We start from the raw sequence: 25082 nt of genomic DNA, 5'->3' as shown, positions 1-25082 counted from the left end.
TTGCCGGCCTTCGTCGTTCGATTGACGAGCTATGCCGCCTCGACCGCGGTCTCGATCTCGTCGGCGAGCCAGACGGCCGGTGGCACGTCTTCTTCCTCGACGAACCGGGTGATTTCCTCTTCATCGTCGTTTTCCACGACGATCGTCGGGATGAGTTCGATGTCGTACTCTTCGACCCCCGGACCCTCCTTGTCCTGGTCAAGGGCGAATTCCTCGATGCGCTCGCCGGGAACCTCGGCGGCTTCGAGCGCCGCGCCGAAGTCGGGCAACAGGGCGCGACAGTCCTTGCACCAGTCGCCGCCCCAGATCTTGTAGGTCAGTTCGTCGCTGTGCGCCGCGAGCGTCTCGACCGCCTCATCGTAGCTGGCCGCGTCCCACGTCGGATTCGGCCGCATCGTCTCGAGACTCATACGAACGGATTGCGGCTCCGTCGGCTTAACCGCGGTGTTTCTGGCGGGGTGATCGCTCGAGGCACCGCTGGGGATCGCAATGAGTGACCAACCGGCGAAGGGGAGGACGTTCTGGACACTCCGGCTCCGTGGGGTACCGTTGTGCGAGGGGAGGCGACCAGCAACGAGCCGGCACGTCCTGCCTCGGTCCAGCATGCGTTTACGTCTGGGCTCCCAATCCAGGAACAATGAAAGGGAGCATTCTGGACACCATTGGCTCGCCGCTCGTCCAGGTCGATTCGCCCGATGGCGTGACGGTCGCTGCCAAGATCGAATCGTTCAACCCCGGCGGCTCGGCCAAGGATCGACCGGCCCGCGAGATGATCCGGGCTGCCGAACGCGAGGGACTGATCGAACCAGGCGACCGCCTGGTCGAACCGACGAGCGGGAACACCGGTATCGGCCTCGCGCTGGTCGCGGCTGCACGCGACTACGACCTGACGATCGTCATGCCGGCCTCGAAGTCCAAGGAGCGCCGGCAGATCATGGCCGCCTACGGGGCCGACCTCGAGTTGGTCGACGGAGAGATGGCAGACGCCCGCGAACGAGCGGACGAGCTCGAGGCCGAGGGGGCGATCCAGCTCGGGCAGTTCGAGAACCCCGCAAATCCCGAGGCCCACTACAGGACGACGGGCGAGGAAATCGTCGAGCAGGTCGGCGACCGTGAGATCGACGCGTTCGTGGCCGGCGTCGGGACCGGGGGAACGCTCTCGGGAACCGGTCGACGGCTTCGCGAGGAGTTCCCCGAAATGGACATCGTTGCGGTCGAACCGGACAGAAACGCCGTTCTCTCGACCGGCGAGGCGGGACAGGACGAGTTCCAAGGGATGGGACCTGGATTCGTCAGCGATAACCTCGACGTCGATCTGATCGACCGGGTCGAGACGGTAAAACTCGAGAACGCCGAGGAGGAGTGCCGACGTCTCGCCCGCGATGAAGGCGTCCTCGTCGGCCAATCGAGCGGTGCCACGAGTCTTGCTTCCCAGCGAATCGCCCGGCAGATCGCCGATCCCGATGTCGACTGTCCGGACGTGCCGACCGCCTTCGACGGCGGTGGACGACCCGCGTCGTCGGAAACCGATGGCGGGCGGACACCAGACGACTGCCCGCTCGTCGTCACCGTCTTCTGGGACAGCGGCGAACGGTACCTCTCGACCGGACTCTTCGACTGAGCAACCACTGACGGCCCCCGGCTCCGGACCGCCGTTGGCACAAAAAGTTCTTTTACCTAGCCGAATCCCCTTAACCCAGACCTTCGTAGGATCGGATACGATGACACGCCCCTCCAGACGGAGTCTGCTGTGTGGTACCGCCTCGATGATCGCGCTCTCTGCCGGCTGTGTCGCCGACGATCCCGGAAACGCGTCGAACGGCGACGGTGGCGGTGATGGTGGCGGTGATGGTGGCGGTGATGGTGACGGTGGAAACGAAACGGACGACGGCGACGGGGCTCCGGAGACTGACCCCGACGACGAGATCGGCGACCTGCCCGACGGTCTGGCCGACTGCGAAACGCAGCCGTACTACTACCCAGAGCCTGTCGAGTCGCCCGACGCCGGTCTAATTCTCGATCAAAACGATGCGAACGATTGGTTCGCCGACCGGGGGACTCAGTCGGACGCGGTCACCCAGTTCGTCGACGAGACAGACTTCGAGACGTCGATTATCGTCGCACTCGAGGCGACCGGACCGAATCTTTGCTACGAGATGACGCTCGAGGAGATCGATATCGACGAGGGTGATTCGGAGACGGAAGACGACGACGAACTCGCCCTCGACGCCGCAGTTCGGGAAGTCCCCGACGGGAACGATATGTGCGGTCAACAGGTACGAACCGTCGGACGACTCGTCCGGGCAACGTTCGAGGCGGAGCCGCTGACACGGATCTCCGCCACGATCGTCGACAAGGACGGTCAGGAACATGGGATCGGTATCGCAAGCGAGAGTTCCTCCGCGAGCGCGAGCAAGGAATCGTCGTACGGCAGCGGAAGCGACAGTCAGTCGGTCGATTCCTGACGCGTTTCCGACCGCTGAACCGTCTCTGGTTCACCGACAACAGCGCGGCGGCGCGCACGACATCCCGAGAGTGCGGAATCGAGTGAGCGGCGATCAGGGAGTGTATTCGGCTTCGGTCAGACGAACGACGAGGACGTCCTCGACGTCCCGGAGGTCGTATTCGGGCAGTTCGTCGTCGGTTCGGCGGACGTACAATGGTTCGACGAGCCGATAGGTCGGTCCGGTGGTCTCCGCCCGGTCGGCGTCGCTCGAGTCCTCCGTCCGCGCCGGTGATGTGTTCTCGTCGTTGCTCGTCGCGTCGGAAGCGGCAGTTGAACCTCTCTGCGCGTTTGAACTCGAGTCGGTGTCCCCAGAACCGTCGTCGACGGGCGATTCAACGGCCGTTTCGACTCGCTCGAGGCCGTAGATCTTGCAGTACTCGGCCGTCTCTGCAGAGTCGACCGTACCGTTTCGGAGTTGTCGGGCTAACGGTCGTGAGAGCCACTCCGCTTCGCTGACGCTCGGTTCCTGAACGAGTGCCTCGTCGACGAACCGGGTTAGATACCAATCGAGGTCGTTCAACAGCGAGACGGCAGCGCCGACGCTCACCGTCCGGACCGCGAGAGAGTTTTCGAAGGGGCGCTCGAGGTCGTACGTCGAAAGGGCATCACGAGCCGTTTCCCGGGAGAGCAACTCGTACCGGAGGGTGCTCTCGTCTTCGCCGATGAGACAGACGCGGGTCACTACGCTGTGGTGGGTGCGGTTGGGTAATGTCGGTTTCGGCTTCGTCGTTCGGTTTACGGTTCGACGAGTTTCGCATGCTTCGCGGCTTCCTCGGCCCGCTCGAGCAGACCGTCAGGTTCGGCCTCGAGAAGCGGTTCGAGGCGAGCGTTCGTTTCGACGCGATCGGGGGTGACGCGGTTGCACCCGGCGTCGATCGTCGAGCCGGTAAAGGTGCCGATTTCGCGGGCGGTCGCGACGATGTCTTGCTTGTCTCGGGTCAAAAGCGGACGATGGATCGGGAGGCGAGTTGCGCGGCTGGTGACGCCGAGGTTTCGGACGGTTTGACTGGACTTCTGTCCCGCCGCCTCGCCAGTGACGATTCCGTTTGCGTCGACACGCTCCGCGAGCGTCTCGGCGGCGCGATAGAAAAACCGTCGCAGGGAGAGCATTCTGCCCTGTTCCATCTCCCCAACCAGCAGGTCCACCGTCTCGCCGCCGGGAATCTTGTACGCCTGCATGTCGAAGTTCGGTGCGTATTCCGAGAGAACTCGGACGGTCTCCATCGCGCGCGCCTCGTGGTCGATCCCGCCGTAATCGCCGAGGTCGACGTAGGCCGGCACGATCGGAGTGCCGCGTGTCATCATCTCGTAGGCCGCGACCGGCGAGTCGATTCCGCCGCTGACCAGCGCGATCACCGACTCCTGAGAACCGAGGGGCAGCCCACCCGGACCGGGGACCGTCTCGAGGTAGATGAACGCCAGATCCTCGCGCACTTCGACGCCGAACGTGAGATCGGGGTCGTCGAGGTTGACTTCCGGTTCGAACTCGTCCTCGACGCTCTCCCAGATGGCAGTGCCGCCCTCGCGAGCAAGTTCTTCGCTCCCGTAGGGGAGGGTCTTGTCCGCCCGACGCGCGTCGACTGCGAACGTCCCGCCGTCATAGCACGCATTGGCAGTCTCCGCCAGCGCATCCAGAATCCGACCTTTCTCGGTGCTGACGGTCAGTGCGGGGCTCGCCGAGACGACGCCGAACGTATCGGTCGCTGTCGCGGTCGCGTCCGCCACTGCATCCTCCTTCGTGTGGATCAACGGCCGATTCCACCGGCGTTCGACCGTCCCGGGAATCGACCGGTCTGCGAGAAGGGCCTCGATATTTTCGACGAGGAGACCCTCCATGTGCCGCTTGACGGTGTTACTCTTCGTGTTGAGGTCCCCGTGACGAACGAGGACGGTATCCGCTCCCGGAGGGTGCATAGCATGTGATAGTCGGCCGTAGCTATAAGGGGATTGCGAGGTCGGTGTCGGTCTCGAGCATCCGCGGATGGCCATTTCAAATGATCGATGCTCCGATCGCGGGGGGCCAACTCAGACGGTCGACTCTTCGATTGCCGGACTCAGGCTTCCGGTATGAGTGTAGATTCCAGCGACGAGGACGGCACCGGCCAATAGCGGAATAACAGCACTGAGTGCGTACAATACGTCATACCCGACCGCGTTGGCGAACGGCAGCGAGATCAGCGGGCCGAGTGCGCCGCCGACGTCACCGAAAACGTTGTTCGTTCCCATCGCCCTTCCCATTCGCTCTTCGGGCGTGAGATCCGCGAGCAAGGCAGTCAACGGGCCGCCGACGCCGCCCTGTCCGGCCCCGATCAGAGCACACCCGAAGACGATGGTGCCGAGCGACGGAGCGAGGGTGAGGACTGCAAACCCGCTACAACTCGTCACGAGAAAGACGAGCAAAACGGGAACGCGAGCGCCGACGCTATCGCTGATCTTACCGCCGAATATCGTAAATATCGCTCCAGAAAATGCCGAAATCGCCATCAGGAGTCCGGATGTACCCTGTTCGGCGTAGTCGATACCGACTCCTGCTAGCTCGAGCGCGAGCCCCATCGATTCGACCTCGAGGTATAACACGAGCGTCGAGAAGAGGACGCCGAAGTATGCGAAGTAGAGCCCGAAGTTTACGAAACCGATGGTCACCGCCGGGAGGGTGATCTCGAGGTCCCACGATCCGATCGAAGAATCCGAGGTGTCGACGTGCGTCTCCGGGACGATGAAGTACGCGATCACGCTCGCAAAACCGGCGAACGAAGCCGCGAGGACGAACGCGGCGACGTTGCTGTAGACTTCGCTTACGATTCCGCCGAGAACCATCCCGGCGGGAAATCCGAACGTGATTCCCGCTCGGACGATACCCATGCTCGTTCCCCGCGAGTCGGCCTCGCTGACGTCGGCGGTGATCGTGTACGCCGTCGCAAACACGAGCGCACTACCGACGCCCCACGTGATCCGCGCGAGGACGAACCAGAACGCCGGTACCGGAGACCGGATCGCGATTACGTAGCCGAAGGTTGCGAATCCCTCGATCGCTAGCCCCGCGACGAAGGGGGTGCGAGTGCCGATTCGATCGACCAACATCCCCGCCGGCGCGTTCGCGAACAGTCGCGTCCAGCGATTCGCCGAGAGGATGATGCCGACGACGAACGCCGAAATCCCGACTACTTCGCCGAGATTTGGGAGAATCGGAAACACGACTCCACCGCCGAAGCCGACGAAGAAGGTGCTCGCGACGACGGCGTACACGACCGTGCGAGACGTCGATCGAGAACTCGAGTCGGACACTGGTGGTCACTACGTATTTCGATCCGGGACGGTGTGTTTGGATTCGAGACGGCGTATTTCGGTCCGGGACGGGGTACACGGGGCCGGATCTAAATGATTCCGACACCGTACGCACCTGCCGGTTTTCGCGCCAGAGGCGGTGTAAAACCGATCGGCAGCGATCACCACTGTCGAGAACCCTCGAACAGAGCCGAACCGGCCTCGTTGACGGGGGCGCTCCTTAGAACGTCGAGAGGTCGCCGTCGATCACGCGACGGGTGATTTCGGTAACGTCGCCGAGTTCCCGGTCGACGATCGGCCTGACCTCTTGTTCGACGTCCGAGACCGCGATGCCGTCGTCGGTGACGACCTGCACGTCAGCGACGTGGGGCTGGTCTATGGGGCGGCCGATCTGGGAGAGAAGGCGGACACGCAGATCGCGGATACCGTCGACCTCGGCGACGACCTCCTCGGCGATCTCGGTCGAGAGGAGATTGTAGATTTTGCCGATGTGGTTGACCGGATTTTTCCCGCTGGTGGCTTCCATCGACATCGAGCGGTTGGGCGTGATGAGCCCGTTCGCGCGGTTGCCTCGCCCGACGGAGCCGTCGTCGCCCTGCTCGGCTGAAGTTCCGGTGACGGTCAGATAGATCGAGCCCTCCTCGTAATCGTCGGCCGTGTTGACGTGGACGTCGACCTCGCGAGCCGTGTGATCGCGCGCGACGTCGGCGACGAACTCGCGGACGGACTCGACCGCGTCGATGTACGCGTCCAGATCCGCAATGTGTTCGTCGACCATCGCCGCTGCGACGGTAACGTCGATCTTCTCGCCCTCTCGTTTACCCATGATCTTCACGTCCGGCCCGAGTTCCGGATTCGAAGCCGCGTAGTCTCCGTTCAGACGGCGTTCGGTTTCGATAACAATTTGCTCGGTTTCGGTCAGCGGGGCATGTCCGACGCCAAAGCTCGTGTCGTTGGCCATCGGGACGCCCACCGATCCCGCCGCCTCATCGTCTTCGTCGAAAACCTCCTGGAGGTCGCCGCTTCCTTCGCCGAGTTTGACGTCGACGACGATGTCCTCACCGACGGTCAGTTGTGGGATTTCGGATTCGAGATACTCCCGTGCGGCCCGCAGCGCGATGGTTTCGGCGGGGATGGTCCGGCCCTCGTAGTGTTTGGTCGCGCGGCCGACAATCAACAGGTAGATCGGATCGATGACCTCGCCGCCGCCGAAGGCTGGTGCGGCTTCGCCCGCGACGAGTTGGGTCTCGTCGGTGTTGAAGTGTAGCACCTCACCGACACGATCGAGGTACTCTCTCGCGAGCGCCCCGGCAACGCTCTCGGCGATTCCGTCGCAAATGGAGTCTGGATGGCCGATCCCCTTTCGCTCGACGATCTCGACGTCTTGATCCTCGACTGCCTGTCGATCGATAGAGCCGATTCGAATGTTCCGCTCGCTCATTGCCGGCCCTTAACAGAGCGTGGTCGTATAACTTGCGGATATGACTGAGGAGTTGCATCATAACTGCCGTGAGTTATCCGTCTCAAAGCTACTGTCTTCTCTGACCTGGACGCGGGGCGAGAGTGGTCACGAGTCGAGCAGTAATCCGAGGTACGAGGTTCTGATCTGATCGGTTGGATCGAGACCCAGGCGCTCGAGAACGTCGTACGCACCCTCTCTGGCGTCTTCGAGTTCGGCCTCGCACTGGACGTCCGTTTCGACTTCTACGTACTCGCCCACGCCGTCGACCTCGTCGAGGGTAATCGTGTACCCGTCGAACTCGAAGCAGTCCCGTTCCTTTCGGACGGTCGCGGCAGGTTCGAACCCGAGTTTCGCCAGGAGCTCGTTTAGTTCGTCGGCGTCGTCAACGAGGGTTTCGACCTCTTCGCGGGTCTTGGATTCGTCGTCGACGAGCGGTCCCTTGTAGGTAAGTCGCGTCTCCTCGGATCCGTCGGCGGGTCGTTCTTCGCGGATCCGAAGTGCTTCATCGGTCTCGGGAAACGATCGGTGAGGCGCGTCGTAGTAGGTGTCGATCTGAACGACCACGCCTCGGGGCATCGCCTCGAGCTCAGCGAGGCGATTTCGAACGGCCTCGAGATCGGCTGGGACCTTCACCTCCACCTCGTACATGCTCGAGGTAACGAAAAGCGGTCGTAAGTATCGGTCGCTCTCGCACGAAAACGCGGTACTTAAATGTAGACGGACGGACGTACCACGTATGACCGAGGAACAAGAGGCCGAACTCGACGAGCAGGCCGATGACGTCGACGAAGAAGTAGCAGACGAAGACACCGAGGAAGCCGAAGGACTGCAGGAAGGTGACTTCATCGAGATCGAATACACCGCCTACACAGTCGAAGACGAACAGCTGGTCGATACGACCGACCCCGACGTCGCCGAGGAGGAGGGTGTCGACGACCAGGGTCAGGAGTTCAAGCCGCGAACGATCGTCCTGGGTGAGGGTCACATTTTCGAGGGCGTCGAAGACGCCATCACCGGCTCCGAAGTCGGCGACTCTGGCTCGGTGACGATCTCAGCTGAGGACGCCTTCGGTGAGTACGATCCCGATGACGTCCAGACCGTCAGTGCCGAGAAGATAGACGAAGACGACCGGTACCCCGGCGCGAACGTCCAGATCGACGGCCAGCAGGGCTACATCAGTACGATTATCGGTGGGCGCGCCCGCGTCGACTTCAACCACCCGCTCGCGGGCGACGACGTCGAGTACGAGTACACGGTGCTCGACGAGGTCGATGACCGCGAACAACAGGCGGCCGGCCTGTTCGAGATGTATCTCGGGATGGAACCGGACCTCTGGATCGAGACTGACGAAGTCGAGGAGGAGGTTCCCGTCGAACCCGACGAAGACGAGGAAAGCGAAGATGACGAACCCGCAGAACCCGAGTTCGAGACGGAGACCGTCGAAAAGGAGACGCTCTACCTCGAGGCCACGCCCCAGATGACGATGAACCAGCAGTGGATGATGGGCAAACAGCAGATCGGTCAGGACATCATCGACAAGGTCGGCGTCGACCGCGTCATCGTCCAGGAAGTCATCGACGGCATGGGCGGCATGGGAATGGGCGGCATGATGGGCGGCATGGGCGGTATGGGCGGCGGCGACATCGAGGAGGCCCTCGAGGACGCCGACGTCGATGCCGACGAGATCGTCGAAGAACTCGAAGGCGCAGAAGAGTAAGGACCGCGACACCGCGCTTGAGTGCGTTTGGTTGTCTGCGACAGAAATCGATGGTTCGGTGATCGGGATTGGGTTTACGGTTGCGGGTCTCTCCGTGGCGACCACACGATAGTGCGTGGATCAATTTTTGTGCAGCGAGAGGTATCCAGGCGCCGCAGTTACTGGTCAGCTCGAGGAATGACCATGCCGAGTCGGAGTCGAAACGGCTGATCGCAGCGATCGAGCAGTGGTTCCTGCTGACCGGGAACCGGTTTGCGATCGCGATCGGCGTCGCGATATCGTTTAGACTGGTGTTTCCGGCTCTCGTGATGGGAGCGTCACACCGCACCCAGACGTACAGGGGGTACAAAATCGGTACATTCGGTCAGGCGATGTCTCGGCTCGTGTCGATCGCGACTTCCTCCGTCAACTCGAGTTTGATCGCGTCAGTTGGCTGGCTGCCGCCGCGGAACTTCGGGATGGTCAAGTGGTTCTCGAGTTCCGTCCCGGCGATCTCCGTTCGAAGGTCGAAGACGGCGTCGGCCGCGTGGTAAGTCCGCGATCGGTTTGCGGGCTCGTCCCCCTTCAGACAGTGTAGGACGGCGATGCTCCCGGTCTCGAGCATCTGTGATTTGAGCTCATTGAGAAACGCGATATAGTCTTCCGTGTTACATCGCTCGAGGACGTCCATCGTATCGACGATGAGGTTGGCCCCGTCGGGTAAGGCACCGATGAGCCGCGTTGCCTCCTCGATCGGGGATTCGCTGGCGACGTGTCTGATCGTTGGACTGCCGACGGCCGACGGGGAGGTTTCGATGGCGTGTCGCACGGCGTCGTCCGAACGTTCCGTCGAGAGATAAAGCGTTCCGCGAGCGGCCGTTAGTTCGTAGAGGAGGAGCTCCGATTGGCTGGCCGGCTCGGCGGTGAACGCGACGATACAACCCGGTGGGAGGCCACCATCGAGCTTTCGATCGAGCACGTTGATTCCGGTATCCAACCGACCGACCATACAAGTACCACCAATTATCGTAGAACCTGTATAACTCTTTGCCCTAGGATAACGTGTCTGACCGCGAATCCGGGAGATTGCCACCCAGTCGACCACCACGGCAACCGGGTCGCGAATGCCACCGTCGAATGGAGAGATTCAAGGGGCACGCACAAGCCTACACGAACGAATGCGCCACGATCACCTCATCACGAGCAAACAACTCTCGCGGGCAGACATCGAGACCGTCCTCGACCATGCAGCCGATATCGCCGCCGACCCGTCGGCCGTCGCCGACCGACACGCCGGAACCTTGCTCGGCCTGCTATTTTTCGAACCGAGTACGCGGACGAAGATGAGCTTCGAAACCGCCATGAAACGGCTCGGCGGTGACGTCGTCGACATGGGATCGATCGAATCCTCGAGCGTGAAGAAAGGAGAAACGCTTGCCGATACCGTCCGTGTCATCGAGGGGTATGCGGATGCAATCGTCCTCCGGCATCCAAAGCAGGGATCGGCGACGATGGCCAGCGAGTTCGTCGACGTCCCGTTGCTGAACGCGGGCGATGGGGCCGGCCATCACCCAACACAGACGTTACTGGACCTCTATACGATCCGCGAGAACGCCGGATTGGACGATCTGACGATCGGTATCATGGGCGACCTGAAATACGGTCGGACCGTCCACTCACTGGCCCACGCGTTGACCAACTTCGACACTCGTCAGCACTTCGTCAGCCCCGAGAGCTTACGACTACCCCGCGAGGTGGTCTACGACCTCCATCAGCAACAGGACGGAACGGGAATCCGCGAACACGAATCCCTGGAGGACATCCTGCCGTCACTGGACGTCCTCTACGTCACGCGAATCCAGCGCGAGCGATTCCCCGACGAAAACGAGTACCAGACGGTCGCCGGTGAGTACCAGATCGACGTCGAGACGCTCGAGGCGGCGAGCGACGACCTGACGGTGATGCATCCGCTGCCGAGGGTAGACGAGATTGCCCCCGAAATCGACCAAACCGACCACGCGGCCTACTTCGAGCAAGCGCACAACGGAGTTCCGGTTCGAATGGCGCTTCTGGACCTCCTGTTGAGTGATGACGGAACCGCCGGGCCCGATGGAACCGACGACACCAGTGGAGGTGATCTCGATGAGTAACGAGGGCGACAACGAGGACGTCGACCACGAACTGCGAGTCAGCAAGATTCGCGACGGGACCGTCATCGATCACGTCCGCGGCGGACAGGCACTGAACGTCCTCGCGATTCTGGGTATCGACGGGAGCAAAGGTGAGGAGCTATCGATCGGGATGAACGTCCCATCCGATCGGCTCGCGCGCAAGGACATCGTCAAGGTCGAGGGTCGCGAACTCAGTCAAGACGAGGTTGACGTCCTCTCGTTGATTGCGCCAGACGCGACGATCAATATCGTTCGGGACTATGACGTCGAAGAGAAACACCGCGTCGAACGTCCAGACGTCGTCGAGGGTGTCCTCTCCTGTCCCAACGCCGCCTGTATCACGACCGGCAACGAACCCGTCACGTCACGATTTACGGTCCTGGAAGACGGCGTTCGCTGTTCGTACTGCGAAACGATCGTCCGCGAAGAGATCGCATCCCTGATCGATACCTGAGCAGTCTGCAGATCGAGATAGTTTCTCACCGAAGTGACCATCCAGAATACCTAAGTGATTCCCAACCGAACCCCTAGATGTACATGTCACGTACCGTCAAAATTGTACTCGCCCTGTTCGCCATCGCCGTCCTGTGGAAAGTCGCCTTTAGCGGTTCGTCGGACGTCGAAGTCGACTACGAACCAACCGAAGCGTAACGTACAAATCCGAACGGCTTACGGGGATGGCGACGTATCAGGAGGTATGTACGGCGTCGTTACCCGTAACGCCGATGAAGTACGGTGGCCGGAGTTCGACCGCGGCTTCTACGAGGTTAAAGACGTGACCGGCCGGTCCGCCGACCCGATCGCTGACGGGGTAAACATGGTCTCTTGCTTCGGCGACAACGCTGCCGCCGACGCCGACCCGTCGCTGGTCCCCGTCGACGACATGGGCCGACCGGCCGACCGTGAACGTTCGTACTTCGACTGGGCGTACGTCTGCCCCTCCCGCGAAGACTATCGAGAGGGTCTGTTCGAAATCATCGACGACTGCATCGCCGAAAACGAGGACGTCCGCCTCGACGACATCGGCTTTCCCCGTGCGGAATACTGTCGCTGTGGCGTCTGCGAAACGTCGTTCGCGGAGAGCGAGTACGACGACCGAATGGCCTGGCGGGCAAACGTCATCACCGAGTTCGTCGACGCGGCCGCCGATCGCATTCCGGGAACGGTCTACATGACGCTCTATCCGGACCCGTATCCCGGTCACCTCTACGAACGCGCCGGCATCGACCTCGAGGCTATCGAGGAGTACATCGACGAATTCGTCGTCCCACTGTACGATACGGCCTACGGGACGACCTACTGGCTCGAGACGATCGCGAAGGGATTCGAAAGCGCGCTCGAAACGCCGTTCAACATCGAGTTGTACGCGATAAATATCGACGTGGACGACCTCATTCACGCGACAGAAGTCGCTGAGGAATACGCCAACGACGTCTTTTTCGGGTACGAGGCGAGCAACGCACGCGCAGCTTTGCGACGGATGCAAGCGGACGAGCGAAATGGGGTAACCCACGGCAAACCGGGCTCTGAAACCGAATCCTGAGCGCAGCGCAGAGACCTGCGCCGCGTTTCGAACGACCGTTTCAGCTTCCAAGCCGTGATTACGACGAAGTACGAGACGATTAGTCGTCTGTATCCGCGAGACGGCGTGCGGCCACGTCGTGTGCCGAGCGATCCTGTCCTTCGTCGGTTATGATCGGTTGTATCTGCGCTTCCGTACGGAACTGACGTCGCCCTTTATTTGCGTCTCGGTCGCGCGCAATCGTGAACCGGGGATCGGACGACGGTGACACACGGTCCCCAGGTGACTCTCATGAGACAGAATCAATCCCAGCAACCCATGGACACGCAGCAAATGACAGAATCGACGATGAACCAGGGCCAGCAGGCGATGGAACAGCTGATCGATCTCCAGCGGGATATGGTTCGAATGTCACTGAGCGCGCTCAAATGGCAGGAAAGCGCCCAGAAACAGGGCCTCGAGATGACGAAATCGATGCTCGAAAACGCACCGAGCCAGCAACTCACGGAGTCGATGATGCAGAGCTACGTGCAGGGAGTCGAAGCCATGTTGCCGGAGATGGAACAGGTGATGGAACAGGGCTTCGAAGCTGCTGCTCAGCCGCAAATGAACCAGATGGAGCAGATGGGTGGCCAGATGGAACAAATGGGACGTCAGCTATCGGAGAGCGGGCAACGAAGCCACCAGGAACCAACCCAACGCGGAAGCCGCGGCCAAATGGACACTCGAGTTCCGGGAACGGAACGCAAGCCGTCCGGAAGCCGACAACCGGACTATTCGACGAGCGAACGGGGTGCGACGTCATCACAGGGGCTCGGACAGCAAACCGGAACGCCGACCGGACAACGGACGGGATCGGAGACTGGCGAATGGATCACCCCTGGCGAGTACGGCGGCGAATCGGCCGGCGCATCTGGCGCCCAGCAAGAGCCGATGTCGGCGGCGCCTGGCGGGCAGTTCGAACAGGAGCAACAGCAGAGCCCTCACACCCAACCTCGGGGTCCACAGCAAACCCAGTACGGCGGTCCAGCGACGAGCGAGACCCAGAGGCGCCGCGAGCAGGAAGCCGAGCAGTCAGCCCAACGCGGAGGGGCAACTCAGCCCCAAACCGGCCAGGGGGCCCCGCCGGAACGGTATTCTCAACGCATCGAGGGCGGTCGACGCGAACGCGGACGAACGAGCCGAAAGGCCCCACAGAGCCAGCAGGGACCCGCAGAACAATCGGACGTGCGTAGCCCCGAGGAAGAACGCCCCGAGGACCGGGTTCGCGGAGAGACGCAACGTCGCAACGAACACAATCGCGGAGAGACCCAACGGTCCCGGGAAACGAGTGCTGGAGAGGAACAGTCGTCGAACCGGTCCCAGCAGCAGCCACGGAACGGGCGCGACGACGAGAAACGCAAACCAAAGCGGAGATGACTCCCTCGAGTTCCGACACGCAGCTACGTCGTCGATAGCTGGCAACGAACTCCCGATAGAATCCAGCGCAAATCCGCGACTAGAAGGGGCGCGCATCCGCGACTAGAACGCGCGAGAAAAACGGAAATGTAACCGATACCGTTCGGCACAGCGTCGCGTCAACCGTACCGTAAGCCGTGTTATCGACGGCGGTCGTCGGTATCGTCTCCGAGAAGCGACTCGTCGTCGTCGTCAGTGCCACTGATATCGTTCTCGTCCCGATCGATACCGCGGTCGCGATTCGTTCCTGTCGTCCCGGACGTCTCGGCGTCGGTCATTCCACCGGTCGTGCCAGATCCGGATAGGTCGCTTTGGAGGCGGACTTCGTCGTCCGTTACTCGAGCGACTGACTCTTCCTGAAGTGGATAGGTGTCTTCACCGGTATCGCCCCAGCCGAGCTTTGCCTTGATCGTATCCGTAATTCCGGGATCTGGTTCGACGTGGGCCGTTCCGTGATCGACGTCGGCGACGATCCCGATCTTATCGCCGTCGGCGTTGACGACGCGCTTGCCGGTATCATCGTCGGAAAACTGTGGAGACATTGCATTCGGAGTGACAACGGAGTCATGCAAGGTCGTAGTGCTTGCGACCCCATGCGCGCCGAACGACGGATTCAAACGCGTCTTCGGATCGCCTTACTCGAACTCCGGTGTGCGATCTTCGAGGAAGGCGGAGACTCCCTCCTCGTGGGCCTGTGACGTACGGGCCTGTGCCTGAAGCAGGTTTTCGTAGTCGAGCGCGTCGTCCCAGGAACGGCCCAGATTCTCGTGCATAGCCTGTTTCATCATCCCGATCGTCGCAGTGGGACCGTTCGCAAGCCGTTCGACGGTCTCTGCGACCCGGTCGTCGAGTTCGTCGGCGGGAACCGCTTCGTTGAGCAACTCGAGGTCGGCCGCCCGATCGGTGCCGAAAAACTCACCGGTGAATGCAAGTTGCTTTGCGGCCCGCAGTCCGACGATGTGAGGGAGCATGAACGTGCCGCCGGTGTCGGGGACCAACCCGACTCTGACGAAAGCACAGGAGAACGTCGCATCGGCAGCGGCGTACGCGATGTCCGAGAGTGCAACGATCGAAAGGCCGGCGCCGATCGCGTCGCCGTTGACTTTCGCGACTATCGGAACGGGACACTCGAGCATCGCTTCGACGACGCGGCCGAACGTTTCGGAGATGCGTTCGTACTCCTCCTGCGACGAGTCGGGGGTGTGCGCCAGCATCTCGAGGTCGCCACCGGCGCTGAACGCGTCGCCCGTGCCGGTGATAACGATCACATCGTACTCGTCGGTGGTGGCGTCGCCGATCGCATCGGCCAGTTCGTCCGCCGTCTCCATCGTAAGCGCGTTGAGCGAATCCGGTCGATTGAACGTCAGTCGCAAAACGCCATCATCGGTATCGATCTTCATGCCCTGAGCCTCGTGGCCCTGACTCTTAACCGTAATCGTTAGCGACCGAGCCGGTCCTCGCGTCAACGAAGTCCGGTGGTCGCTGTCTCGAAGAAGAAACTCGTCTCGTAAAGCGTTCTGACGGCGTTGTCAACCGGCCGGTCACTCCCTCCGTTTGTCCGGCATGGTCGAAAACCGCGCGAGCCCGCGCATATCTGCTCGTTTCGACGGTGACGGTGCGATCGTGGAGTGGTGAGACCCCCTGGCGGATGCAACGCCACGGTCCCGACCACTCTCGAGTTCGGGACTCGGGACAGCGTCTTCCGTTTTCTCCTCCGAACCGCCCTCCGCTGAACCGGCTTTCTCGTCGGACTCTGAATCGGTGCTCGCCGTCTCGAGTTGGTCCCGCAGCTGCTGGATCTCGTCGCCGAAAGCAGAAAACGACGATTGCAAGGCCGATCGGAGTCGTTCTTCGGGTTCGTCGGTCGCTTCGGTCGCGTCGCCACGCTCGGTTTCGGTCGCGTCGCCACGCTCGGTTTCGGTCGCGTCGCTCCGATCGGATATCGATTCGTCGTCGGATTCGACGCCGTTAGCAGCGCCCGGTTCGGATTCCGCGGCCGATTCGCCCGTTTCGCTGACCGTCTTCCGGAGATCATCGACGGCACCGTCGATTGTTCCTCCATCGTATCGGTCAGCGAGTTTCGCGAGACTGAGGAGTCGCTGGAGCGCTTCGAGCCGTTCCGGCTCTGCCCGAGCAACGGCAGCGGGAATCGAGCCCGGTTCAGAGCCGTCCGGAAGCGTATCCAGTCCGAGCGCCTCGAGCAATGTAGACGGATCCGTCGTCTCCAGAATATCGCTCGCTTCCTCTGCCGTCTCGAGCAACTCCGTCCTGGCTGTCTCCTGGTCGCCGTCTGAATCGGTACTCGAGACGATCGCACCGCTGGAGGCATCCGCCTCGTGCAGTACGTCCTGGATTCGATCGCGCAGTTGATCGTGTGGGCTCATCTGAGAGTCAGTCATCCCGCGGTCGCATCGAAATCGGTTGGTTCCATTGCTGTCCCCCACCCCAGGTCAGAGCGGCTCTGACAGCGGATTCGATTGGACTACTTACTCGGCTTCCGCCTCCGAGCCAGCGCCCGTCTCGTCGTTCGTGACGGTCTCGATTATCCGATCGGTCATCTCTTCGCGACTGAGGTTTGCCTTTACATCGACATCCTTGGCAATCGACTGCAGGTCGTTGTAGGACATGACGCCGAGGAAGTCCTCGAGGGTCTCTTTCCGCAGGTCTTCGAGATCGTCAACCGACTGGTCCGCTTTTTCGAGTGCGAGGCTCGATTCCTCGTCGGCCCGAGTCTCTCCGTTCTCGGATCTTTCGTCCGTTTTCTCGCTTCCCGACTCGTCACCTTCGGCGTCGTCCGTATCTTCGCCTTCGCCAGCCCGTTTCTCGCTCTCCGCGTCGGCCTCTGACCCCGCTTGCGACTCGGTCTCCGATGCCGGCGCTTCGGCGTCGTCACCGCCAATTCCCGCTGCCAGTCCCTTGAGGCTGCCCCCCTCGCTTGCGCCCCTGGCCATCGATGCGAGCGAATCGCTTTCGTTGACGGACTCGAGCGATTCGCGGACCGTGCTCTGTACTCCCCTGGCGAGGTCTGATTTGATCTCGCCGAGTTTCTTTCCGTCCTCGATTCCGTCGGCGATCGACTCGTGAACCTCGAGGCCAATCGAGGCACCGAGTTCGCGTCCGATGCGCTCCCCGAACTGACGACCGACGGCCGCGCCAACCTCGCTGCCGTCGACGCTGTCCTCGATCGCTCCGTCTCCGAGCATATCGCCGATGGCAACCTGCTTGCTGACCTCTTCGGCGACGATCTCTTTCAATCCGAGTCCGTTACTCATCGCGATCATCTCGAACTGATTCGTGATCGATAGGCTGGCCCTGTATCACGGTCTTACTCCTCGTCTGTTTCCGTTTCGGCTTCCGATTCCGCTTCATCCGATTGGTCGGATGAGTCGGTTGCCGTTTCCTCGGCATCCGCGTCATCGTCGTCGGCACCCGCGTCATCGTCGTCGGCACCCGCGTCATCGCTTTCGCCCACCGCCGGTTCGTCCTCTCGATTGTCTTCACCCTCGTCGGTCTCTTCCTCGACGCTCTCTTCGGCCTCTCGACCTTCTTCGCCCTCGTCGGTCCCTTCCTCGACGCTCTCTTCGCTTTCTTCTGTCGATTCTTCGCCGTCACCCTGCTCTGTTTCGCTGGAACTGAGCAGTTCGTCGACGACCATGTTGCCGATCGTTCGACCGAGTGATTCCCCGACCGCTCGTCCGACGACCGCACCGATCTGTCCGCCGAGGGCCTCTCCGAGCGGTTTCTCCTCGTCGATCTCGTCTTCCCACTGGGTGCCTTCGACCAGATTGTTCACGTCGACGTTGTCGGTGATCTTTTCTGTGTCTAGTCGCTGTGTCAGTGAATCGTCGCTCATGAAGTCGCCTCCGCCTGTGACTGTGATTCGGGTTGTCCGCCGGATTCCTCGTCTCGGTCCGGTTCGAGCCGTTCGACCAGCTGTTCGAGCACTTCTCTGACGATGATCGCCACAATCTCCTCGGTGGGGACGCTTGGGACGAGACTGGCCAACTTCTTTTTGAGCCAGCCGATCGCCGACGCGATCCGGCCGGGTGACTCGTCTTCACCTTCGTCAGCCACATCCTCATCCGCCGTTGGCTCCTCGTCCCTTTCGCCATCACCACTGAATAGCCCCTCGAGCCACTCACCGGGTTTGCTCATCAGGTTGCTGAGAAACTCCACCGGCTTGCTCAGCAGGGACTTCGCTTTATCCATCATGGCGTCGGTACCGTCCATCAGCCCCGCGACGGCGGACAGAAGATTTCCGAGAAGGTTACCCTCCCCTGGTCGCGCCGAAACGTCCAGCGTGACCGAGTTCAGGTTGACCTCGAGCCCGAGGAGGTCGAGGAACAACCCGTCGAGATCGAGGTGAAGGACGCCCGATGCCTCGTCGCTCTGGTAGACGTCGTCGGCGTCTTCGACATGATACTCGTCCTCTTCGGCTTCTTCCTCTTCAGCCTCTTCCGCCTCCTCTTCGGCTTCTTCCTCTTCAGCCTCTTCCGCCTCTTCTTCGGCCTCTTCAGATTCAGCTTCTTCCGCCTCTTCTTCGACCTCTTCAGATTCAGCTTCTTCCGCCTCTTCTTCGGCCTCTTCAGATTCAGCTTCTTCCGCCTCTTCTTCGGCCTCTTCAGATTCAGCTTCTTCCGCCTCTCCTTCGGCCTCTTCAGATTCAGCCTCTTCGCCCTCTCCAGATTCAGTCTCTTCAGCTTCCGCCTCCGTCGTCTCCTCTGGCGACTCATCGCTCGAGTCTCCGTCGTCAGCGTCGTCCATCTCCGCTTGCCCGCCGTCTGTCATCACAGGGCGCGAGGGGATGCCCCGCCGGTCGCTCTCGTCGTGACGGGTCGAGGCGAACCCGGTCACCACGGGTTTTACGAACACCTCGTTGCCGTCGTATTCTGGACCCTCAGTCATTGTACGGGAAAACAGATGGTCCTCTGCGTTGTGGGGGTTGGCCTTGCGTGTGCGACGATCCAACACAACGAAGTCGATTGCGTTTCGCAGCGACCGACCGAGCGTGTTATTCGAGCGAGCCGACGCGAAGCGCGTATTCGCCGCGCAACTCGCCGTCGTCGTGATACTCGACGGGTTCCTCGATGGCTGCGACGGTCCCGCCCTCGACGGCGGCAGCCGTGGCGATCCCCCCGAGGCGCTCGCTGTCGCCATCACCGGACGTGAGATCGAACCAGCGGATACGGTGGGTTGTCGGATCGCGGACTCGGAAATTCTGGGCGCAGGGGACGACGAGACGCCCGCCGGCTGTGGCGAGACCGTGGACGAAGCCGCGAACGTCGTCGGCCCAGACGAGGTCGCCGTCGGCGTCGAACGCGGCGATCCGGTGTTCGTTCGGATGCCGATTGCCGGTCTCGCGTCCCGCTTGTGCGTAGGTGTTGCCTGTCACGAACGCGATCCGGCCGTTATGAGCGAAGACGTGATTCGGATAGGCATACAGCGTCTCACCGTCGATTTCGGTTTCGACAGCGAGGTCGACGCTCCAGCGCTCGGCACCACCGGAACCCAATAGATAGCCACGCTTATCGCCGTGACTCGAGACGGCGATCGATTCCCCGTCGATGGAAACGTCGCCGACGCGGCGGTCGCCCTCGGTTCCGGGGTCCCAGGTCCACGCGAGGTCACCGGAATCGGTCTCGAGGACGACGAGTCCGGTATCGTGGTCGCCCATACACCGATTATAACCGACCGCCAAACGGTCGCCGTCGGCGTCAAGGTCGAGTGCAATCGGCGAGGCGTCGGTTTCGTACGTCCACCGAACTGTCCCGTCGGGATCGAACGCGTAGACCGTGCTATACCACCGACGGGCCTCGCCGTCACGTTCGTAGCGCCGAGCCGCGGCGTACAATCCGGTTCTATCAGTCTCGAGGGCGACGACGTAGGGGCGGTAGAAAACGGTGTCTTTGACCGCTTCGCCGACGTCGTCAGCGGTGTCGTATCGCCAGCGCCGATCGCCCGATTCGGCGTCGTAGGCGGCGATCGTCCCCGTTTTGCCCCGCCCGCCGACGACGATCGTTTCGGCTCTCCCATCCTGCTCGTCGCTATCCATCCCGGACCCGCTGGCCTCGAGCGATGCGATCCCAACGGCGTGGCCCGGATGATCGGCCGTCCAGCGCGATTCGAGCGTGTCGGCGTCGCGGCCGGTGACGGTTCCATCCCACTCGCCGGTAACGACGAGGGCTTCGGTCTCGGGTAGGTGGACCGCGGATCGGGTCCACATATGCCGGCTACGGGCAGGTTCGATCTTTCCGAGCGATACCGATCGGAATTCGGCGCGATCGTTTTTAGGTGCGCTCTCACTCATCGTTATTCTTCGACCGGGAACGTCTCGTGGAGGGTATCGTGCGCATCGCCGAGGCCGTCGACGATACTCTCTCCCTGAGCGCTCAGTCGCTGGACCGCTCGTTCGGCGTCACGAACCGCCAGCAGTCGACCCCGGGTATAATCGAACTCGGGGTCGTCGCGATCCATCGTTGCGACCACCTCTTCGAGATCGACCAGCGCCGCATCGAGATGCCGCTGGATCTCCGTGAGGGTGTCGGCCTCCGCGAGGCCTTCGATAGGGCCATCTCGATGGCCCTCGAGTTCGTTCGCCGCGTGGTTGCGGGCACTCTCGTCCCCGACATCGAGGACATTCATCAGTCCGAGTCGCAATGCTTCGATTTCGTAACAGCTCATAGGTTCGTCGTTAGGTTCGATTTGTTTCCGCAGGTAGTTCGCGTGCTATTCCGACTGGATTCCGCATCGGTACGACCGACTACAGCGTCTGATCGACGAGGTCGCTGACGATGCGGTTTCGCTCCAGGTGGTTGGCGACGATCCGTTCGGCATCCCCGCTGGCGACGTCGCCGTACCAGATCCCGTCCGGGTACACCGCAACCATAGGACCGTCGCCGCAGCGTCCCAGACAGGACGATCGCGTAATGCGGGCGTCGCAGTAATCGGAATCCCGGGTCGCTTGCCGCAAGCGCTCGAGAACAGCGGGTGACCCCATCTCGGCACAAGTTCGATTCGTACACACTGCGACGTGTTTTCCGGGCGCATCGTGGCTGTGCGGTTCGTCGTCGACGTCCGCTCGATCAGCGTGAGCCTCCTGGTGAGCGAGCGCCCGGAGCATGGCTCGCGCGCCGCCGACGTCCTCCTCGTAGCCTTCGAGGTCGACCTTGTACTTGCACGTATCACAGGACATTTCGACGCTCTTGGTGCGGGCTTCCTGCCAGCGGTCGGCGAAGACGTCCAGTAACCGAGAATCGGTCCCAAGCGGACCACCGGCTGACGCATCCACGTATGGGTAGTCCGCGTCGAACTCCGCCGTCCGATCGCGGACTCGCTGCGTGAGGACGCCGTCGCCGAGCATATAGGGGAGGACGACGACCGCGTCCGGACGGTGCTTCGAAAGTCCGTGAAGCGTATCCTCGAGCGTCGGCTCCGTGACCCCGATGAACGTCGCCTCGACGCGGTCGAACGCCCGGCCTTCGAATAGCAGTCGGGCGAGTTTGTGAACGTCTCCGTTCGCGTCCGGATCGCTCGAGCCCCGCCCACAGAGGACGACGGCAACGTCGTCGTTCTCGCGGTCGACACTCAGGTCGTGTTCGACCGCGGCCGCCCGATCGTCCATCAGATCGAGGATCGCGGGATGAACCCCCAAGTGGGCACCGGTGTCGATCTCGAGGTCGTGTTCTGCACGGGCCTGCTCGATCGCCATCGGCACGTCGTTTTTCACGTGGCTCGCGGCGAACAACGAGCAGTGGACGACGATTACCCGCGACGTGACGGGTGCGAGTCCGGCTATGGCGTCGTCGATAGCGGGCTCTGCGAGTTCGAGGAACGCGGCGTCGACCGGAATCTCGAGTCGCGACTCGAGGTTGGCGGCCAGTTCGCGGACCTGTTCGTTGGATTTCTCGCGTCGGGAGCCGTGTCCTACCAGGAGAACGGCCTCGTCGTCGAATTCGGTCGCCGCGGGCATGGGTTCGTCGTGTGTGCTCATCGGTCGGAGTGCGCTATGCCTCGTCGCCGCCGTACGCCGACGCCTGCTCGAGACTCTTCTCGAGTTTCCGACGACGACTCGGCGCGAACAGTCCCGTTTCCTCGCAGTTCTCGTAGAGCCACGTTCCGAATGCCGGTGCGGCGCCGTCGTCGACGCTGAACCAGTAGCCGCCCGAGGAGGCTTCGGACAGGTCGCCGACGGGGGTCTCGATCGGACACTCGGCGATCAGGTTCCGTGCAAGCTCGAGCAGTTCGCGGTCGTCGTGGACGAAGGAGATGCCCACGGTGCCGCTCTTCGATTTGAAGCAGATCGTGCCACAGCCCTCGAGCAGTCCCCGGAGCAGTTCCCGGTCGTAATTCGAGAACGCGCCGAAGCGGTAGTTGCCGCGGCTGTCGACGGGGAGGCCGAGCGCGCCGCTGCGACCGAGCAGATCGCCATCCTCTTTTTCGCCGCTTTCGCCCCCGTCACAGCCGATCGAGAGCGTATACTCGTCTTCGGTTCGCGTAATGGACGTGTCGTGGGCGTAGTCGCGAGTGGTTGTGTCGTGCTCGAGATTGCCCCCGGCGATCGAGGCGAGCACGTGCGCCGACTCCTCGTCGTTGGTGACGACCTCGATGCTGTCGTCAGTCACGTCGCCGCTCCCGGCGACGTGGCCCCAGAAGTACGCCGTCGCAGCGTGGCCGGCGAGCGGATCGGATGGAACCTCGAACCCGGTTGCGGATTCCGCGTCGCTCATTCGCGCACCTCCTCGACGACGATCGCGTCCGTCGGGCACGCCGCGGCGGCCTGCTGGGCTTCTTCTATGCGGTCGTCGTCGAACGTCGCGACGACGCGGTCCTCGTCATCGGTGACCTCGCCCTCGCAATCGTACACCGGGTCCGCGCCGGGGTCGATCGTCGCGAGGCCGTCCTCGCCCTCGACGAACCGCGGATCGCGGGTCAGACAGGCGAAGATGCCGTCGCAGGCTCCTTTCTCGATGGTGACTTCGTATCGTGGCATACTGGATGTGTTCGAGTGCGCTCAGTAGTCGTACTTCGTCTCGTAGCCCCGCGGCGTCACCATCCGGTCGTCCCAGACGTAGGTGTCCTCGGTGCCGATGACGATGGTCGTCGTCATGTCGATGATCTCGCTTTCCCCCAGTCCCTCGAGTTCGCTCAGTTCGGTTATCATCACCTGCTCGTCCTCGCGGCCGGCGCCGTGGACGATGCCGACCGGCGTATCGGGGCCGCGATGTGCGAGGAGGATCTCACAGCACTTCTCGAAATTCTCCCGACGCTTACGGCTCCACGGGTTGTAGATCGTGATCGTGAAGTTCTCGCTGGCCACGGAGTGCAGCCGCGATTCGATCTCTGGCATCGGCACGAGGTGGTCCGACAGCGAGACCGAGACGGTGTCGTTGACGAGCGGTGCACCCAGTCGGGCCGCACAGGACTGGGCCGCCGGAACGCCGGGGACGACGTCGAAGTCGACCATCGACGCCGTCGCACCTTTGGACTCCAGTATCTCGAGTGCCAGCCCTGCGAGGGCGTAGACGTTGGGATCGCCGCTGCCGACGATCGCGACGTCGTTGCCCGCGAGCGCGCGGTCGATCGACTCTTCGGTCCGGGAAACTTCGCCGCACATCGGCGTGTCGTAGATCTCGTCCGCTTGCTCCGTGATCTCGTCCGGAATCAGCTCGATGTACGTCGTGTAGCCGACGATGTGATCCGCCTCGAGCAATGCGGTCTTCGCGCGGTCGGTCATTCCCTCCGGATGGCCGGGTCCGAGGCCGACGGCGATCAACTCGCCCGGCTCCGAGTCGAAGTCGTCGACCGTCGCGCCGACTTCCTGTTCGTTCGAACTGTCGCCGGAACTCGAGGCCCCGCACTGTGACCCGCTCGAGGACGAGGAACTCGAACTCGAGGAGGCTCCGCACGCGGAGCTACTCGAATCGTCCGTACTCGAGGCTCCGCAGTTCGAACTCGAGCTATCGGTGCTGGCCTCGTTGCTCTCGCCGCCCCAGGAGGCACCGCATTTTGAAGTCGATTCCGCGTCTGCGTTGGTATCAGTACTCATTGTAGTGTTGGCAGTTGCGCTAGAAGTCGTCGATGTCACGCCCGCCGCGCGGGGTGACGAGGTACGTTCGGTCGTCGCTGCGCCAGGTCTCCGTTTCGTGATTGCCGATGATCAGCGAGGTGCCCATCCCGGACACCTTGTCGTCGTGGTCGGCGGCCTCGCCGAGCGTCGTAATGTAGTGGCTCTCGCCGTTGCGGCCGGCGTCTTCCCGACCGGCGTCGTTGACGATAGCTACGTAGGCGTCGTCGATCCGCTCCTCGCGGACGATATCGACGGCTTGCTCGTAATTACGCCAGCAGTTGTAGAGGACGATCACGAAGCCCGAAATCGCAGCCGCCCGAAGCTTTTCCTCGATTTCATCCCAGCCGCGCCACTTGTCCGACAGCGAGACCGTACAGAAATCGTTGCAAAGCGGTGCGCCGACGTTCGCCGATCCGCCCAGTGCTGCCGTCAGACCGGGAACGATCTCAATCGAGACGTCCGTGGCGTCGTCTTCCTCGGCCATCCTGAAAATGAGGTCCGACTTGCCGTAGACCGACGGATCGCCCCCGGAGACGTGGGCCACGTCCTTGCCCTCGCGGACGTAGTCGAACGCCGCGCGTGCGAGTTCGACCTGTCGCCCCATCGTCGAGCGAACGATTTCCTGTTCGAACCCGTCCTCCCGGGTGGCGATTCCGTCTTCGTCCGTGCGCTCCGCCGCGGGGATCGTTCCGTCGGCGCGCAGGAACTCCTGATACAGACTCGAGGCGATGATCACGTCGGCGGATTCGATGACCTCCGTTGCCCGCTTCGTCATGTGGTCCGGGAGGCCGGGCCCGATGCCGACGACGTAAAGTGTTCCGTCGGCCTCCCTATCGGCCTGGTTCTCGGTGGGGCCCGTCACGGTTCGAACTCCGTCCGGCGGTGCAGCGTCCCTCGTCGATCGTCCATCCGATTC

Annotated in this window: 27 protein-coding genes; 7 read left to right on the top strand and 20 right to left on the bottom strand. The window is 62.3% G+C overall.

Annotation, left to right across the window (positions count from 1 at the left end; translation table 11 throughout):
* Positions 1 to 29 precede the first annotated feature (29 nt).
* Positions 30 to 410 (bottom strand): TlpA family protein disulfide reductase, encoded by a 381-nt coding sequence (locus HYG82_RS22015; RefSeq protein WP_179259299.1) that lies wholly within the window; start codon positions 408 to 410, stop codon positions 30 to 32.
* Positions 411 to 637: 227 nt separating this feature from the next.
* Between HYG82_RS22015 and HYG82_RS22010 the strand changes: the two genes are divergently transcribed.
* Together HYG82_RS22010 and HYG82_RS22005 are read left to right on the top strand one after the other, a co-directional pair.
* A complete protein-coding gene (locus HYG82_RS22010; RefSeq protein WP_179259298.1) occupies positions 638 to 1621 on the top strand; it encodes a PLP-dependent cysteine synthase family protein in 984 nt (327 codons plus the stop codon).
* Between the two features lie 100 nt (positions 1622 to 1721).
* Positions 1722 to 2465, top strand: coding sequence for a hypothetical protein (locus HYG82_RS22005; protein WP_179259297.1), 744 nt, complete (start codon positions 1722 to 1724; stop codon positions 2463 to 2465).
* Positions 2466 to 2558: 93 nt separating this feature from the next.
* Here HYG82_RS22005 and HYG82_RS22000 read toward each other — a convergent pair whose 3' ends face one another.
* From HYG82_RS22000 to cyaB, 5 genes are all read right to left on the bottom strand, one after another.
* Complete coding sequence (locus tag HYG82_RS22000) at positions 2559 to 3188, bottom strand: DUF5804 family protein (RefSeq protein WP_179259296.1); 630 nt, start codon at positions 3186 to 3188, stop codon at positions 2559 to 2561.
* A 53-nt stretch (positions 3189 to 3241) separates the two neighbouring features.
* A complete protein-coding gene (locus tag HYG82_RS21995; protein WP_179259295.1) occupies positions 3242 to 4420 on the bottom strand; it encodes a tRNA sulfurtransferase in 1179 nt (392 codons plus the stop codon).
* A 111-nt stretch (positions 4421 to 4531) separates the two neighbouring features.
* Complete coding sequence (locus tag HYG82_RS21990; protein ID WP_179259294.1) at positions 4532 to 5791, bottom strand: MFS transporter; 1260 nt, start codon at positions 5789 to 5791, stop codon at positions 4532 to 4534.
* Between the two features lie 220 nt (positions 5792 to 6011).
* Positions 6012 to 7232 (bottom strand): methionine adenosyltransferase, encoded by a 1221-nt coding sequence (locus HYG82_RS21985; protein ID WP_179259293.1) that lies wholly within the window; start codon positions 7230 to 7232, stop codon positions 6012 to 6014.
* A gap of 126 nt (positions 7233 to 7358) precedes the next feature.
* Positions 7359 to 7901, bottom strand: a complete 543-nt coding sequence (gene cyaB / locus HYG82_RS21980; protein ID WP_179259292.1) for a class IV adenylate cyclase — start codon at positions 7899 to 7901, stop codon at positions 7359 to 7361.
* An 88-nt stretch (positions 7902 to 7989) separates the two neighbouring features.
* On the opposite strand from cyaB, the gene HYG82_RS21975 reads away from it, so the two are divergent.
* Entirely contained in the window at positions 7990 to 8970 is a 981-nt protein-coding gene (locus tag HYG82_RS21975; protein WP_179259291.1) for an FKBP-type peptidyl-prolyl cis-trans isomerase, read from the top strand.
* Between the two features lie 364 nt (positions 8971 to 9334).
* Here the strand turns inward: HYG82_RS21975 and HYG82_RS21970 are convergent, their stop codons facing one another.
* Complete coding sequence (locus tag HYG82_RS21970) at positions 9335 to 9958, bottom strand: RAD55 family ATPase (RefSeq protein WP_179259290.1); 624 nt, start codon at positions 9956 to 9958, stop codon at positions 9335 to 9337.
* 169 nt (positions 9959 to 10127) lie between these two features.
* Here HYG82_RS21970 and pyrB point away from each other — a divergent pair, with 169 nt between their 5' ends.
* From pyrB to HYG82_RS21950, 4 genes are all read left to right on the top strand, one after another.
* The gene (gene pyrB, locus HYG82_RS21965; RefSeq protein WP_179259289.1) at positions 10128 to 11099 is read left to right on the top strand and encodes an aspartate carbamoyltransferase; all 972 of its coding nucleotides are present in this window, start codon (positions 10128 to 10130) and stop codon (positions 11097 to 11099) included.
* A complete protein-coding gene (pyrI, locus tag HYG82_RS21960; RefSeq protein ID WP_179259288.1) occupies positions 11092 to 11574 on the top strand; it encodes an aspartate carbamoyltransferase regulatory subunit in 483 nt (160 codons plus the stop codon). Before pyrB ends, pyrI begins: the two co-directional genes overlap by 8 nt.
* Positions 11575 to 11817: 243 nt before the next feature.
* Complete coding sequence (locus tag HYG82_RS21955; RefSeq protein ID WP_179259287.1) at positions 11818 to 12663, top strand: hypothetical protein; 846 nt, start codon at positions 11818 to 11820, stop codon at positions 12661 to 12663.
* Between the two features lie 297 nt (positions 12664 to 12960).
* Positions 12961 to 14061 carry a hypothetical protein gene (locus HYG82_RS21950; RefSeq protein ID WP_235217788.1) on the top strand — a complete coding sequence of 367 codons (1101 nt, stop codon included), beginning with the start codon at positions 12961 to 12963 and terminating at the stop codon, positions 14059 to 14061.
* A 179-nt stretch (positions 14062 to 14240) separates the two neighbouring features.
* Here the strand turns inward: HYG82_RS21950 and HYG82_RS21945 are convergent, their stop codons facing one another.
* From HYG82_RS21945 to HYG82_RS21885, 13 genes are all read right to left on the bottom strand, one after another.
* The gene (locus tag HYG82_RS21945; RefSeq protein ID WP_179259286.1) at positions 14241 to 14642 is read right to left on the bottom strand and encodes a hypothetical protein; all 402 of its coding nucleotides are present in this window, start codon (positions 14640 to 14642) and stop codon (positions 14241 to 14243) included.
* A 93-nt stretch (positions 14643 to 14735) separates the two neighbouring features.
* Positions 14736 to 15500, bottom strand: coding sequence for an enoyl-CoA hydratase/isomerase family protein (locus HYG82_RS21940; RefSeq protein WP_179259285.1), 765 nt, complete (start codon positions 15498 to 15500; stop codon positions 14736 to 14738).
* A gap of 141 nt (positions 15501 to 15641) precedes the next feature.
* Complete coding sequence (locus HYG82_RS21935; RefSeq protein WP_235217787.1) at positions 15642 to 16484, bottom strand: hypothetical protein; 843 nt, start codon at positions 16482 to 16484, stop codon at positions 15642 to 15644.
* Positions 16485 to 16586: 102 nt separating this feature from the next.
* Entirely contained in the window at positions 16587 to 17372 is a 786-nt protein-coding gene (locus HYG82_RS21930) for a putative sodium/potassium/calcium exchanger (protein WP_343233086.1), read from the bottom strand.
* A 53-nt stretch (positions 17373 to 17425) separates the two neighbouring features.
* Positions 17426 to 17953: a hypothetical protein gene (locus HYG82_RS21925; RefSeq protein WP_179259282.1), complete on the bottom strand. Its 528-nt coding sequence runs from the start codon at positions 17951 to 17953 to the stop codon at positions 17426 to 17428.
* Entirely contained in the window at positions 17950 to 19005 is a 1056-nt protein-coding gene (locus tag HYG82_RS21920) for a hypothetical protein (RefSeq protein WP_235217786.1), read from the bottom strand. Before HYG82_RS21920 ends, HYG82_RS21925 begins: the two co-directional genes overlap by 4 nt.
* Before the next feature lie 106 nt (positions 19006 to 19111).
* Positions 19112 to 20407 carry an outer membrane protein assembly factor BamB family protein gene (locus HYG82_RS21915; protein WP_179259281.1) on the bottom strand — a complete coding sequence of 432 codons (1296 nt, stop codon included), beginning with the start codon at positions 20405 to 20407 and terminating at the stop codon, positions 19112 to 19114.
* Positions 20408 to 20409: 2 nt separating this feature from the next.
* Entirely contained in the window at positions 20410 to 20781 is a 372-nt protein-coding gene (locus tag HYG82_RS21910; RefSeq protein WP_179259280.1) for a DUF3209 family protein, read from the bottom strand.
* 79 nt (positions 20782 to 20860) lie between these two features.
* Positions 20861 to 22090 (bottom strand): CbiX/SirB N-terminal domain-containing protein, encoded by a 1230-nt coding sequence (locus HYG82_RS21905; protein ID WP_179259279.1) that lies wholly within the window; start codon positions 22088 to 22090, stop codon positions 20861 to 20863.
* Positions 22091 to 22103: 13 nt separating this feature from the next.
* Positions 22104 to 22826, bottom strand: a complete 723-nt coding sequence (locus HYG82_RS21900; protein ID WP_179259278.1) for a cobalamin biosynthesis protein — start codon at positions 22824 to 22826, stop codon at positions 22104 to 22106.
* Positions 22823 to 23089 carry a ferredoxin gene (locus HYG82_RS21895; RefSeq protein ID WP_179259277.1) on the bottom strand — a complete coding sequence of 89 codons (267 nt, stop codon included), beginning with the start codon at positions 23087 to 23089 and terminating at the stop codon, positions 22823 to 22825. Before HYG82_RS21895 ends, HYG82_RS21900 begins: the two co-directional genes overlap by 4 nt.
* 21 nt (positions 23090 to 23110) lie before the next feature.
* Complete coding sequence (gene cobJ / locus HYG82_RS21890) at positions 23111 to 24145, bottom strand: precorrin-3B C(17)-methyltransferase (RefSeq protein WP_179259276.1); 1035 nt, start codon at positions 24143 to 24145, stop codon at positions 23111 to 23113.
* Positions 24146 to 24164: 19 nt separating this feature from the next.
* Complete coding sequence (locus HYG82_RS21885; protein WP_179259275.1) at positions 24165 to 25028, bottom strand: precorrin-3B C(17)-methyltransferase; 864 nt, start codon at positions 25026 to 25028, stop codon at positions 24165 to 24167.
* Positions 25029 to 25082 lie beyond the last annotated feature (54 nt).

It is taken from the genome of Natrinema halophilum (genome assembly GCF_013402815.2).
Classification (GTDB): Archaea; Halobacteriota; Halobacteria; order Halobacteriales; family Natrialbaceae; genus Natrinema; species Natrinema halophilum.
Note: the sequence above shows the minus strand (reverse complement) of the source record. Positions and strands in the feature narration are given on the sequence as shown.